The sequence below is a fragment of the Companilactobacillus crustorum JCM 15951 genome (genome assembly GCF_001434585.1).
Lineage (GTDB): Bacteria > Bacillota > Bacilli > Lactobacillales > Lactobacillaceae > Companilactobacillus > Companilactobacillus crustorum.
On record NZ_AZDB01000046.1, the window covers coordinates 1 to 12,596 of the forward strand.

Here is a 12,596-nt window from a genome sequence, read left to right on the forward strand (position 1 = left end):
GCCATCAACTTGATTTGACGAACAGCCCTTTTTTAATACAATTTTTAATTAAATTCAATTGGATGCTTATCTGTCAGTGCTTTTGTGCGTGCATCCAATTCTTGAAGTTTTTCAGGATTATCATGATATTTAATAGCATCAACAATAATATGAGCTACTTCTTCACAATCCTTTTCGTCAAAGCCTCTTGATGTAATAGCAGGAGAACCGAGACGAAGTCCAGATGTATATTTTGGTGGCAATGGATCATTAGGGATGGCTTCTTTGTTAGTTGTAATATGAATAGAATCAAGTAAGTTCTGTACTTCCATACCGTTTAAGTCTGATTCTGTTAGAACAACATTAAGTAGGTGATTGTCTGTACCACCAGTTAAAACTGAGAGGTTATCGGAATCGTTGATAACCTTAGCCATAGCGGCAGCGTTTTTAATAACTTGTTGCATATATGTTTTGAATTCTGGTTGAAGATCTTCACCAAAGGCAACTGCCTTTCCAACAATTACATGTTCCAAAGGACCACCTTGAGTTCCAGGAAAGACTGCTGAGTTAAGCTTTTTACCTAGTTCAGCATTAGCAAGAATCATTCCGCCACGAGGTCCACGAAGTGTTTTATGAGTAGTAGTAGTAACAATATCAGCAACGCCAACTGGAGTAGGGTGTAAACCAACGGCAACAAGACCAGCAATATGGGCCATATCTACCATCAAGTAGGCACCTACTGAATCAGCAATTTCTCTGAATTTCTTAAAATCAATGATGCGACTGTAAGCTGAAGCTCCAGCAACAATTAGTTTTGGTTGAACTTCTTCAGCAATTTTTTGAACATTGTCGTAATCAATTAAACCTTGGTCGTTAACGCCATATGAATGGAAGGTATACATTTTACCGGAAAAGTTAACTCTTGAACCGTGAGTTAAGTGACCGCCAGCATTCAAATCCATTCCTAGAACTGAATCGCCAGGTTTTAGAACAGCTTGGTAAGCAGCAGCGTTGGCCTGGGAACCTGAATGTGGTTGAACGTTAACATATTCGGCATTGAATAATTTCTTAGCACGATCAATTGCAAGCTGTTCAATTTGATCGATATATTCACAGCCACCGTAATAACGATGCCCAGGGTATCCTTCCGCATACTTGTTAGTTAGAACGGAACCTTGAGCTTTTCTAACGTTGTCAGAAACAATATTTTCAGAAGCAATCAACTCAATATTTCTATTTTGTCGATTTTCTTCCTTTGTAATTAAATCGAAAATTTCTTTATCACCTGTACTATATTGCACTACGACCATCTCCTCAATAATTATTGTTAACTACACTTGTACCATCACTATAATTAATCTTGACACCTTTTTCAATGTTAAAGATATAAACATTAAAAGAAACCTGATTGTCTGGTTGACCATTAGAATTCAAGGATTCAGCCATCATTTGTACTCCACGAGCGACCAATTCGTTACCACGATATATCGGTTTGACACGATATCTAATGTAATTACTTGGATTCTGTTTAAGATAATAAGCAATATCATTTTCATGCTTAAGCATCTCAGGTGAGTTTAATGATCGCGTTCCTGTCATCAAATTCTTCGGATTATTATTCTGTCCAGTCATTTGATAACCAATAAGGTGTGAACGATTATATAGCCAGCCTCCCTTAATGCGCTTATTGTGCCAACCAGTTGGATTGACATACAATGGTTCACGCTTTGCGGTAGGCATTAAATTTTTATTCAATAATGCATCTGCTTGAATGGCTCGATTAAGGTTATCCAAATCAGCAAATTGTTGCCAAGAACCATTCGAAACATTTAGTTCGGATTTTGTGAAAGTAGGCGTATTATTATTAACTTCTATTTCTTGCGTACCTTGATAATCTAAATTGGCTAAGTCGGAAGTAGAAGCATTTTTGTTCTTTTCGACTTGTCGAGGATTATCGCCGGTTCCTGGAATGTTATTTTGGTATGATTCATAAACCCCCGAACCACCAACAATAACTAGTAAAAGCCCTAGAGATACTAAGCGCCGGTGGATACGACGTTTGGGCTTGATCATGAAGGTAGTGAATAACACGATTGCACCCAATATAACAAGTAATAACATATACATAAATATTTCCCCTCACTAAGAAGATATAAATAATCTTCAAGTATGATTTTATCATAGATTTTCTGAAACATTGAACAATAATTGTGGAAATGATTAATTTAATTCGGAAATAAGAAAAAAATAATATAAAAAACTCCCAATTAGTAATCTTTTATTACCAATTAGGAGTTAAGTTTATTCAAAAGTCTTCTTTAGTGCTTTGATACGGTCATCTAGTGGTGGATGAGTATCAAACCAACCGGAAAAATGTTTTTTCTTAGTTGGATCATCAATATATAATGAGGCACTTGCATCGTCAACTCGTTGCATAGGTTTAGTACTATCTTTGAGTTTTTCCAAAGCATTAATCAAACCTTGAGGATTACGAGTTAATTCTGCACCGGAAACGTCGGCTAAATATTCACGATTTCTTGAAATTGCCATTTGAACCAAGCTAGCGATTAAAGGGCCAAGAATGGCAAAAATCAACCCTACTAGCCACAATACTATTTTGAAAACGCCTGAATTGTTATTGTCGCGATCATCATTACGAGAAGGAATCCACCAACGATAGGCATTACCAATAATATAACTTAGTAAAATAATCGCTGATGAAAGTGCAACTGAAATGGTTGATACACGAATATCATAATTTCTAATATGGGAGACTTCGTGAGCTAAAACACCCTCAAGTTCCTCACGATTCATCATTTTGTAAAGGCCACTTGTAACTGCAACGGCTGAATGTTGTGGGTCACGTCCAGTGGCAAAAGCATTAGGACTAGGATCGTCAATAATATAAATTTCAGGTAAGGGAATATCGGCTACCATCGAAAGATCCTCGACGATATGCCAAAGTTCCGGTGCATCTTTTGCAGAATTTACTTTTTTTGCACCATTCATTTGCATAACAATACTCGTAGATTGAAAGTAAGTTATCAATGTATATACAATTGCAATTACCAATGCAATAACAATACCAGCATACATATTGTCAAAAAAGTAGAGACCAATAAAACTTCCAATTGCGGCCAGTATTAAAAAGAAAATAAAGAATATCAAGTAGGTTTTGCGTTTATTACGATCAATTTGCTCGTAAATCATAAGACACCTCTATTAAAACTTAACTTTAGGAGCTTCTTTATCAACATCAGGTATTTGTAAGAAGTTCATTTCTTTGAATCCATGAATACCTGCAATAATATTACGTGGGAAAGTTTGAATAGCTGTATCGTAAGCCTGAACTTGACTATTATAAGCTTGACGTGCGTAAGAAACTTTATTTTCTGTGTTAGAAAGTTCTTCCATTAATTGGGAGAATTCTTGATTAGCCTTCAGATCAGGATAGTTTTCAGATAAAGCAAAGACTTGTCTTAAAGCTCCAGTCAATTCATTATCAGCATCGACTTTATCTTGAAGTGTGTTGGCGTTAGTAACGTTGTTTCTCAATTCGACAACATGAGAAAGAGTTTCTTTTTCATGTGTGGCATAGCCTTTAACTGTTTCAACTAGATTAGGAATCAAGTCAGTTCGACGTTTCAATTGAACATCAATTTGTGAACTAAACTCTCTAGCACGGTTGCGATACTTGACTAAACCGTTATACATAGCCGCATAAGCAATTATTATTAATAAAATGATAACGATTATTATGATTGTATTCATTTAGTTTTTCCCTCTTTTCTTGTTGAGTATATTTTACCATATTGACTGTTCTGAAGTGTAAAGCTATGCAACAATAGAGAATGAGTTTATTATTATTAAATTTTGAAAAAATACTTTATAATTACGGTATTAGGAAGGTTACATAGAAGTAGGTTTCATAGGTGTATATAATGAAAAAAATCTTTTTCCCTCTTTTTATGTTAGGAGCAATCCTTTTAGGATCATTCCCAGTTACAGTTTATGCCGATGCCTCCATCGATAATACGGTTGGTGGTCAATTCAGCAAAAATATTGATAATCTTTTGAATGAAAAAGGTTACTCCGGAACGTTATTGATCATAAAGAATGGTAAAGCATTTTATCAAACAAGTCGTGGATATTCTGATTTTTCAAGTGGTGTCTCAAATGATAAGGACACTACCTATGAAATTGATTCACTTCAGAAGGCAATGACAGCAGGTATGATTATGAAACAGGTTCAAGACGGTCATTTAAAACTGTCTGACAAATTGGCTAAATTTTATCCGCGAATTGCTGGCAGTGAAAAAATTACTATTAGACAGATGCTTGATATGACTTCAGGATTAATCTTAAAAACAAGCGTTGGACCTGAAGAAGTGATGACTGATTCAGATATTATTGAGGATGATATTAATAATATTAAGTTTTCAAATTTACTTTATAATAAGTGGTATTATTCACCAGTTAATTTTAATTTACTTAGCGGTATCTTAGAAAAGATTACTGGTAAATCTTACCAAGAATTATTTACGGAAACGTATATCAAAAAGCTTAATTTAAAGCATACAATTTTTGCATATAATGAAGATTCAGGTATTCATAAAGCTACTGGTTATAATAATAATGATCCACTTTCTGCTAAATTGGATTATAAGAATGCTTTTTATACGAAACGTGCTTTTATGTTTGATGAGTTGGGAACGGGCCAAATTTATATGAGCGCCAGTGATTTGTATAAAGTAGAGAATTATATCTTAACTGGCTCTTTATTAACTGATAAGTCACGTAAGAAATTATTTAAACCAGGGAGTTCAAGTACTTATGGCGGTGGCTTTTATCATGGTAAAGATGATAATTATGCCAACGGTTGGGGGTATGGTTTTCAAACTGTAGTTCACTTATCAAATAATGGTAAAGATGCTGTTATTTTATTAGAAAATTACTCTAGACTGGCAGCAGATGCTAAACCGATGGCTAAAAAAATCTATCAAATGATTAATAATTAAGGTATTTCATTAAAATAACTAGCTATTTTAGTGAAAAGTCTGTATTATTAGATGTGCAGGTAGCCTACCTGTGAATTAAAATGACTGCTTTGCACATTCCAAAGATTTACTGTAAAGCGGTCTAAAGTCCTACATCACGGATTGATGTAGGACTTTTTTTGTCCAAAAAGCCAACATATTTGTTCACGTACTGGATTTGTTGTACGTTAGTAATATTGATGAGGAGGGCATTTTTATGTATAAATTAAACGATGGTCAAGAGATTCCAGAATTTGGATTTGGAACCTACAAATTGAATGGTCGTAAGGGCGTTCAAAGTATTGTGTCGGCTATTAATAATGGTTACAAAATGATAGATACAGCCTATAATTATGAAAATGAAGGAACCGTTGGCAAAGCTATTGCAGAAAGTGGAATTGATCGTGATAAATTGACAGTCACTTCAAAATTGCCAGGGCGTTATTATGCATATGACGATGCCATTACGGCGTTGCAGGAGTCGCTTTATCGTTCGCATTTAGATTATTTTGATCTTTATCTACTACACTGGCCAAATCCAAAGCGTGGAATGTATGTCGAGGCATGGCAGGCATTAATAGATGCTCAAAAATTTGGTTTGGTAAAATCCATTGGAGTTTGCAACTTTTTACCAGAGCATTTAGAAAAATTACAAAAAGAAACTGGAATTTTACCTGCAATTAATCAAATAGAATTGCATCCATACTTTAATCAAAAGGACATGCGTCAATACGACCATGATAACGGTATTGTAACGATGGATTGGAGTCCATTAGGTCGAGCCAGTTCAGTTTTAAAAAACGAAGCTTTGGTCAAATTAGGTAAAAAATATAATAGATCTGTTGGTCAAATAATTTTGAGATGGGAACATCAATTAGATACTATTCCGATCCCTAAGTCAGCTTCACCAGTCAGACAAAGAGAAAATATGAATATATTTGATTTTGAAATTTCTGATGAAGATATTGATAAAATTAATGCTTTAACTAAAACTGATGGTCGAACAAAGAACCAAGATCCAGCCATTTATGAAGAGTTTTAAATAATTGTAGGTATGTTGCACCGTTACATCCACAATTTTGTGGACTGTGGAAAACCTATTGCTTTATCTGTGCTGAAATAAAATGAGAGCGATATTGAGATTGTCTCAAATACCACTCTTTTTTTATTTTGTCTCAAAATATGATAAAAAATAAATCTAAATTTCACAAAAAAATCACAATTTTTCTATTGTATATTACACATAAGAGAACTATATTCTAATTGTAAGCAGTTACAGATGGAAGCAAATTTTATCAAGAGGTGATTCTTATGTATAGAAGTAATGGTAATTATGAAGCATTCGCAAGACCAATGAAACCGGAAGGCGTTGATGATAAGTCAGCTTATATTGTTGGTTCTGGATTAGCTGGCTTGGCTGCCGCTACTTTTCTTATTCGTGATGGTCAGATGAAAGGCAATAAGATTCATGTGTTAGAAGAACTTGCTCTACCTGGCGGTAGCATGGATGGAATTTGGAATGAACAAAAAGGCTATATTATCCGCGGCGGAAGAGAAATGGAACCACATTTTGAAACACTTTGGGATTTGTTCAGATCAATTCCTTCATTGGAAAATCCAGATGCTTCTGTTTTGGATGAGTTTTATTGGCTAAACAAGAAGGATCCTAGTTATTCACATGGCAGAGTTATTCAAAACCAGGGTGAAGAATTGCCAACTGAAGGTCAATTAACTTTGACACCCAAAGCAGTTAAAGAGTTAATTGATTTAGTAATGACACCTGAAAAAGATTTAGGAGATAAAAAGATCAATGAGGTCTTTAGCGATGATTTCTTGAATTCGAATTTCTGGCTCTATTGGTCAACAATGTTTGCTTTTGAACCATGGGCTAGTGCAATGGAAATGAGACGTTATTTGATGCGCTTCTGCCATCATATTGATTCCTTATCAAATCTATCGTCGTTGAGATTTACTAAATATAATCAATATGAATCTTTGATTCAACCAATGATTAAATTCTTGGAAGATAAGGGTGTTCAACTTACTTATAATACACATGTTAATAATATTAAAGTAGATACTTCTAATGGAACTAAAGTTGCTACAGAAATTGATATGACAACTGATGGCAAAGATAGTACTGTTAGTTTAACTGAAAATGACTTGGTCTTTGTTACAAATGGTTCAATTACTGAAAGTACAACTTATGGTGATAAGACCCATCCAGCTCCAACTGAACATGAATTAGGCAGCAGCTGGCAATTATGGGAAAATATGGCCAAGCAAGATAAAACTTTTGGTAATCCAGACGTCTTCTGCAAGAATATTCCTGATGCCAATTGGGTGATTTCTGGAACAATTACTTTGACAGATGATGAAGCCGTACCTTATATTGAAAAAATTAGTAAAAAAGATCCTCACAGTGGTTCAATTGTAACCAGTGGGCCAGTTTCAATTAAAGATTCTAATTGGCTATACGGTTATTCTATTAGTCGTCAAAAACATTTTAAGAGACAAAAAGATAATGAATTAGTAGTTTGGGTCTATGGATTGTTCTCCGATAAACCAGGTAATTTTGTTAATAAGAAGATTACTGAATGTACGGGTGATGAGTTGTGCGAAGAATGGCTTTATCATATTGGAGTACCAACAGATAAAATTAAAGACATTGCTGAAAATCATTCCAATACAATTCCAGCACATATGCCATATATCACATCATACTTTATGCCTAGAAAAGTTGGCGATCGTCCATTAGTAGTTCCTGAAGGATCGAAAAACCTAGCTTTTATTGGTAATTTTGTCGAAACAGAACGTGATACTGTCTTTACGACAGAATATTCTGTTAGAACAGCTATGGAAGCCGTTTATACATTGTTAAATGTCGATCGTGGAGTTCCAGAAGTCTTTGGTTCTGCCTTTGATGTTCGGACCTTGTTGAGAGCAATTTACTACCTAGATGGCAAGCAAAAGATTGAAGATATTAAGTTGCCATTTAAGGAACGTCTGGTAGAAAAGAAAGTTATGGAAAAGATCCATGGTACATATATTGAAGAATTATTGAAAGATGCACATCTATTATAGAGTGTGAAGTTAGATTAATAATTTTTAGAGATTAAAAAATACGGTAACTCAATTTTGAGCTATCGTATTTTTGCTTTTAAATTCATTTAATTAGAGCATTTATTTGACCAATTTCGGATTGAGAAAAATCAAGATTATCTAGAGCTTTCAAATTATCATCTAGATGATTGATATTAGTGGTACCAATAATAACGCTAGCAACTACAGGATCCCTTAATAACCAAGCAAGAGACATTTGACTAAGTGTTTGATGACGACTCTGAGCAATATTGTTTAAATCGTTTAACTTTTTAACTAGGGAAGCCTTGCCATCTTTTAATAAGCCGGAATTAGTGTGGTGAATAGGAAAATCGTCAGGAATATCATTGAGATATCTATCTGATAAAAGTCCCTCTGAGAGGGGGCCATAAGCAATAGCACCTACACCATTCTTTTTAAGAACATCAAGCAAACCACTTTTTTCAACGTGATTATTTAAAAGATTCATACTCATTTGATCTAAAACGAATGGAGTACCAAGTTGCTGAAACATACTGATAGCTTTCTCCATTTCAGGAGTTTCATAGTTAGAGACGCCAACATATAAGGCTTTACCGGAACGTACGATATCATCTAGAGCACGAACAGTCTCCTCAATAGGAGTAGCATCGTCATAACGATGAGCGTAAAAGATATCAACATAATCAAGATTTAAACGATTAAGAGAATCATTTATCGCTTGTAGTAAGGACTTTCGAGAAGTACCGATGCCATAGGGACCATCGTGTATTTCATAACCAGCCTTAGTAGAAATAACTAATTCGTCGCGATATGAGTGTAAATCATTTTTCAATATTTGACCTAGCAATTCCTCAGATGTACCGAATCCTGTCTTTCCATCACCATAATGATTGGCAACATCAAAATGAAAGACACCCTTATCAAAGGCATGCAAAATTAGTTTGCGACGCTCGCTTAGAGGGTCATTACTACCGAAATGACGCCATAATCCTAATGATATTGGAGGCAACATTAAGCCAGTTGTTCCCGCATGTCGAATATTTTCATTATTATAACGATTACTTTCTGCTGTATACATTTAATTATCAATCCCTTCCAAGTGCATATAATCAATTTAATAATATGTCAGTGGAATCGCTTTCGCAAGAAGAGTGAACAGCAATTTTAATCAAAGTAAGTTTCCCAGGCTTTCGAGTGATGACATTTAAAAGCTAATTTAAAATCTTCAGGCATATTTCGAGCCAATGAAAGATTTAATTTCAATGCTTCATCTAAAGTAAAATATTTAACATCAGAGGTTTCAACACCACTATGCAGATTATCTTCAGTAGGTTTACATTCAAAAAACATTTTATAAACGTAATTGAGATTCTTTTTAGGATAGTGATTTTTTTGCATATCCTTAATAGCAATTAATCTTTGGGGAACGGTGTGGATGCCAGCTTCTTCAAAGGTTTCCTTAGTGGCAATTTCACTAGCTGAATAACCAATATCACCCCAGCCCCCAGGAATTGACCATTGACCGCTGCTTTTCTCGCGAACCAATAAAATTTTGTCATCCTTAAAAGTGGCAGCTCTGATATCTACTTTGGGTGTTACATATCCAGTATCGGCGTCGAAAAAGATATCTAACTGTTCAGCGGTCGTATTATTAATTAATTTGGTTATTAACTTTTTAGAAACAACCTCCAGTTGATCATAACGTTCGCGATCAAAAACGTCTTTACTGTAATGTTTACCAGTTTGAGCGATTGCTTGTAATTGTTCGAGTAAAAGTTCTATCTCATCCATATATTTCAACCATCCTTTATAAAAAAGTATAGCATGATAGGACAAGAAAAATATAACGCTTACATCATTTGATGTTTTCGTAAATATGGTTGTGAACTAAATTATTAAAAATATTGAATTTTTTAATGTTTAGATGATAATTGTTTTGTTTGATTACTTCAGCAATATTGGCCATTAAATATAAATCATTGAGTAGAATAAAATGTGAATTATTATTAAGCGAAAAGTGAATGCCTTCCTCTATGGTTTTGATGGATAGACTGAACTTTGAGAGTTGAAAATAGGAAAGAGCAGTTATATAAAAAACCAAATTTAAATTCTCTTCGTATTTAATAGTAGAAATATCTTTTAAAGCTAGGGTAATTTGGCGATATGCAGAAGTCCTCAATCCCTGTTGTGAATAAACGTAAGCCAAGATAATGTTACCAATTCTAGTAAGGGTGGTTTGACTTCGGCTACGCCCGGCACAAGCCAAAGATAATTTTAAGAATTCTTTAGCTTGATCTAAGCCATTGTCTAAGTGGATGGCACAGATTGAAAGGTAAAGATAATATGCTTGAGTTTGTTTGCTGGTTTGAACTGTTTCTGTAACTGTCGGACGGTTTAAAAAAGCATTTAGAGCATGATAATCACAACTTTTATAAAATGATTTGACCTTTTGATTGAAGTATTTTTCCTTACAAACTTTAAAATTTTCAGATAATACTAAGTCTTTGAAGTTAATTGATAATCGTTGGCAAAGATTAATTAATAGTTGAGTATTGGGGATGTATTTGTTATGTTCGATTTCTGAAAGAGTTGATTGTGAACAAATATCTTCGGCAGTTTCTAATTGAGATAATTGCTTTTTTTGACGCGTTTCTTTTAAAATATCACCTAAGTTATTCATATCATTTACACCTACATTTTTTATTCGGAAAGATAAATTTTTATTGCTATAACCCGATAATAAAAAAATAGTGTGTATTTTATGTTCAATTAATGTAAAGTTTTGTATCAATTCTGTAAATTTGCCCTAGTTATAGGAGATGTAAGCAATTGGGATGAGAAGTTAAGAAAATTTCTGAAAATAAAAAATACCGCCATTTCTTAATTGAAAAATATCAACAAGAAATAGCGGTATGTAAGATTTAATTTAAAGAAAAGCCTTGTTCTTTAAGAAAACTTGCTACTTCGGGACGATGAATATGGTCAAACATAGTGAGATTCTTTTCAGTCCAAGTAGTGTCTTGGGAGTTGGTGCGACGATTAGCATAGTATTTTCTAACTTCTTGATCATATTTAGTTAAATCGTTAAAAGCCTGGCTGTCATAGGTATTTGTAGCAACTTGATTTTGGATGAATAGACGTGGTTTAGGTTGATTTTTTACGGCAGGAACTCCAATAGTCATACCAAAAAGTGGGAAAGTGAATTTAGGCAACTCCAATAATTTAGCAACTTGTTGAATATTGTTACGAATGCTACCGATATAACAAATTCCTAATCCCATAGATTCAGCAGCCGTTGCCATATTTTGAGCAGCAATAGTTGTGTCAACGGTAGCAACTAACAATGATTCCATATTTTTAAGACTGTCTAGACTTAAGTTATTAGCTTTAAGCATTGTGGCTTGGCGATTCAGGTCAGCAACGAAGATATAGAAAGTATCAGCTTTTTGAACGTGAGGAGAACTAACAGTGATATCGGATATTTGTTTACGTAATTGAGGATCAGTAATTTCAATAAGGGAGAATGCTTGTACAAATTCAGAAGTAGAGCCACTTTGAGCAGCTGCCACTAATTGTTTCTTTTGGTCTTCAGTAATAGATTCATCTGTAAAATTTCTTACAGAAACGTGATTAATTAGATTATCAATGGTTTGATTCATTTTAAAACCTCATTTTTTATGAAAATTTAAAGCCTGTTTTGATATCATACCACTTTCTGAAAAAACTCGAATTATTTACTCCGAAAGAATAAATTCCAATCTAGGGTACAATCTACAGTAAAAGTTTCTAAATGATAATAGTTAGACTTGGTCATAAATGGCATCTCCAATATGCGACAATATGGCGTTTGCCATAACGACGATTATATAAATCGTTCCCCATTTTGAAGCAAGATTCAAGCATATAAGATAGCAGCAACTGCCAAAAATTAATATTTCAATCAAGATTCTGTAAGGTAAAGATACTCGATCCATTGAATGAGGGGCCATGAAAAGGGTCCAAATTAAGATGAATACTACAGGTAGAATTATTCCTACTAAAATATTAATTGGAACAGAATATTTTGTTAATCCAACTATAATTATTAGAATCAAGGTAAACATTTCAATTAGAAATCTTATAAGCGTGTTAACTAAAAATAATTTCATAATTTTCACCGACTTAGTTTTATTTGAAGCTAGATAAAAATTAACATGGGGCTTAACTACCAAGTCAATCAATAAAAGTTGGAGGTTTAATTCGTGAATACAAAACAATTTTGTCAATTAGTAAATACAACAAGAGATACGTTACGATTTTACGATCAAAAGGGATTATTAATTCCCCAAAGGGATGCCAATAATTATCGGGCATATACTGTTGATGATCAGAAAACTTTTTTAATTATTCGTAATTTACAATTAGCAGGACTGAAATTAAATGAAATAGAAATGATTTTGAATTTGCGTGAACGACCAATAACTTCAGAGGGTAGCGTCAAGAATCTTGTGTAAATGA

Annotated in this window: 13 protein-coding genes; 4 read left to right on the plus strand and 9 right to left on the minus strand. The window is 33.9% G+C overall.

The features are described 5' to 3' along the window. Positions 1-44: 44 nt before the first annotated feature. The 4 genes from glyA to FD26_RS09685 all read right to left on the minus strand — a co-directional run bounded on the left by glyA (position 45) and on the right by FD26_RS09685 (position 3,750). Positions 45-1,289, minus strand: a complete 1,245-nt coding sequence (gene glyA, locus FD26_RS09670; RefSeq protein WP_057868222.1) for a serine hydroxymethyltransferase — start codon at positions 1,287-1,289, stop codon at positions 45-47. A 4-nt stretch (positions 1,290-1,293) separates the two neighbouring features. Next, a complete protein-coding gene (locus FD26_RS09675) occupies positions 1,294-2,106 on the minus strand; it encodes a DNA/RNA non-specific endonuclease (protein WP_057868223.1) in 813 nt (270 codons plus the stop codon). Positions 2,107-2,280: 174 nt separating this feature from the next. Next, complete coding sequence (gene htpX, locus FD26_RS09680) at positions 2,281-3,189, minus strand: zinc metalloprotease HtpX (protein WP_057868224.1); 909 nt, start codon at positions 3,187-3,189, stop codon at positions 2,281-2,283. A gap of 12 nt (positions 3,190-3,201) precedes the next feature. Continuing rightward, on the minus strand, positions 3,202-3,750 hold the full coding sequence (locus tag FD26_RS09685; RefSeq protein WP_057868225.1) for a LemA family protein: 549 nt from the start codon (positions 3,748-3,750) through the stop codon (positions 3,202-3,204). Positions 3,751-3,920: 170 nt separating this feature from the next. Here FD26_RS09685 and FD26_RS09690 point away from each other — a divergent pair, with 170 nt between their 5' ends. The 3 genes from FD26_RS09690 to FD26_RS09700 all read left to right on the plus strand — a co-directional run bounded on the left by FD26_RS09690 (position 3,921) and on the right by FD26_RS09700 (position 8,099). Then, a complete protein-coding gene (locus tag FD26_RS09690; protein ID WP_057868226.1) occupies positions 3,921-4,997 on the plus strand; it encodes a serine hydrolase domain-containing protein in 1,077 nt (358 codons plus the stop codon). A 229-nt stretch (positions 4,998-5,226) separates the two neighbouring features. Continuing rightward, on the plus strand, positions 5,227-6,057 hold the full coding sequence (locus FD26_RS09695) for an aldo/keto reductase (RefSeq protein ID WP_198033244.1): 831 nt from the start codon (positions 5,227-5,229) through the stop codon (positions 6,055-6,057). A gap of 269 nt (positions 6,058-6,326) precedes the next feature. Then, positions 6,327-8,099: an oleate hydratase gene (locus tag FD26_RS09700; RefSeq protein WP_057868228.1), complete on the plus strand. Its 1,773-nt coding sequence runs from the start codon at positions 6,327-6,329 to the stop codon at positions 8,097-8,099. 82 nt (positions 8,100-8,181) lie between these two features. On the opposite strand, the gene FD26_RS09705 is transcribed toward FD26_RS09700, so the two are convergent. The 5 genes from FD26_RS09705 to FD26_RS11480 all read right to left on the minus strand — a co-directional run bounded on the left by FD26_RS09705 (position 8,182) and on the right by FD26_RS11480 (position 12,247). Beyond that, positions 8,182-9,177, minus strand: coding sequence for an aldo/keto reductase (locus FD26_RS09705; protein ID WP_057868229.1), 996 nt, complete (start codon positions 9,175-9,177; stop codon positions 8,182-8,184). Positions 9,178-9,263: 86 nt separating this feature from the next. Then, positions 9,264-9,890 carry an NUDIX hydrolase N-terminal domain-containing protein gene (locus FD26_RS09710; protein WP_057868230.1) on the minus strand — a complete coding sequence of 209 codons (627 nt, stop codon included), beginning with the start codon at positions 9,888-9,890 and terminating at the stop codon, positions 9,264-9,266. Between the two features lie 64 nt (positions 9,891-9,954). Further along, positions 9,955-10,779, minus strand: coding sequence for a helix-turn-helix domain-containing protein (locus FD26_RS09715; RefSeq protein ID WP_057868231.1), 825 nt, complete (start codon positions 10,777-10,779; stop codon positions 9,955-9,957). Positions 10,780-11,020: 241 nt separating this feature from the next. Next, the gene (gene nfsA / locus FD26_RS09720) at positions 11,021-11,758 is read right to left on the minus strand and encodes an oxygen-insensitive NADPH nitroreductase (protein ID WP_057868232.1); all 738 of its coding nucleotides are present in this window, start codon (positions 11,756-11,758) and stop codon (positions 11,021-11,023) included. A gap of 141 nt (positions 11,759-11,899) precedes the next feature. Beyond that, positions 11,900-12,247 (minus strand): YrdB family protein, encoded by a 348-nt coding sequence (locus FD26_RS11480; protein ID WP_075887810.1) that lies wholly within the window; start codon positions 12,245-12,247, stop codon positions 11,900-11,902. 93 nt (positions 12,248-12,340) lie between these two features. On the opposite strand from FD26_RS11480, the gene FD26_RS09730 reads away from it, so the two are divergent. Then, on the plus strand, positions 12,341-12,592 hold the full coding sequence (locus FD26_RS09730; protein ID WP_057868234.1) for a MerR family transcriptional regulator: 252 nt from the start codon (positions 12,341-12,343) through the stop codon (positions 12,590-12,592). Positions 12,593-12,596 lie beyond the last annotated feature (4 nt).

Excerpts from the sequence above, each read along its gene's own strand:
- FD26_RS11480 (WP_075887810.1), bottom strand. The coding sequence starts at position 12,247 with ATGAAATTATTTTTAGTTAACACGCTTATAAGATTTCTAATTGAAATG.
- nfsA (WP_057868232.1), bottom strand. The coding sequence starts at position 11,758 with ATGAATCAAACCATTGATAATCTAATTAATCACGTTTCTGTAAGAAAT.
- FD26_RS09705 (WP_057868229.1), bottom strand. The coding sequence starts at position 9,177 with ATGTATACAGCAGAAAGTAATCGTTATAATAATGAAAATATTCGACAT.
- FD26_RS09710 (WP_057868230.1), bottom strand. The coding sequence starts at position 9,890 with ATGGATGAGATAGAACTTTTACTCGAACAATTACAAGCAATCGCTCAA.
- FD26_RS09715 (WP_057868231.1), bottom strand. The coding sequence starts at position 10,779 with ATGAATAACTTAGGTGATATTTTAAAAGAAACGCGTCAAAAAAAGCAA.
- htpX (WP_057868224.1), bottom strand. The coding sequence starts at position 3,189 with ATGATTTACGAGCAAATTGATCGTAATAAACGCAAAACCTACTTGATA.
- FD26_RS09700 (WP_057868228.1), top strand. The coding sequence starts at position 6,327 with ATGTATAGAAGTAATGGTAATTATGAAGCATTCGCAAGACCAATGAAA.
- glyA (WP_057868222.1), bottom strand. The coding sequence starts at position 1,289 with ATGGTCGTAGTGCAATATAGTACAGGTGATAAAGAAATTTTCGATTTA.
- FD26_RS09675 (WP_057868223.1), bottom strand. The coding sequence starts at position 2,106 with ATGTATATGTTATTACTTGTTATATTGGGTGCAATCGTGTTATTCACT.
- FD26_RS09690 (WP_057868226.1), top strand. The coding sequence starts at position 3,921 with ATGAAAAAAATCTTTTTCCCTCTTTTTATGTTAGGAGCAATCCTTTTA.
- FD26_RS09685 (WP_057868225.1), bottom strand. The coding sequence starts at position 3,750 with ATGAATACAATCATAATAATCGTTATCATTTTATTAATAATAATTGCT.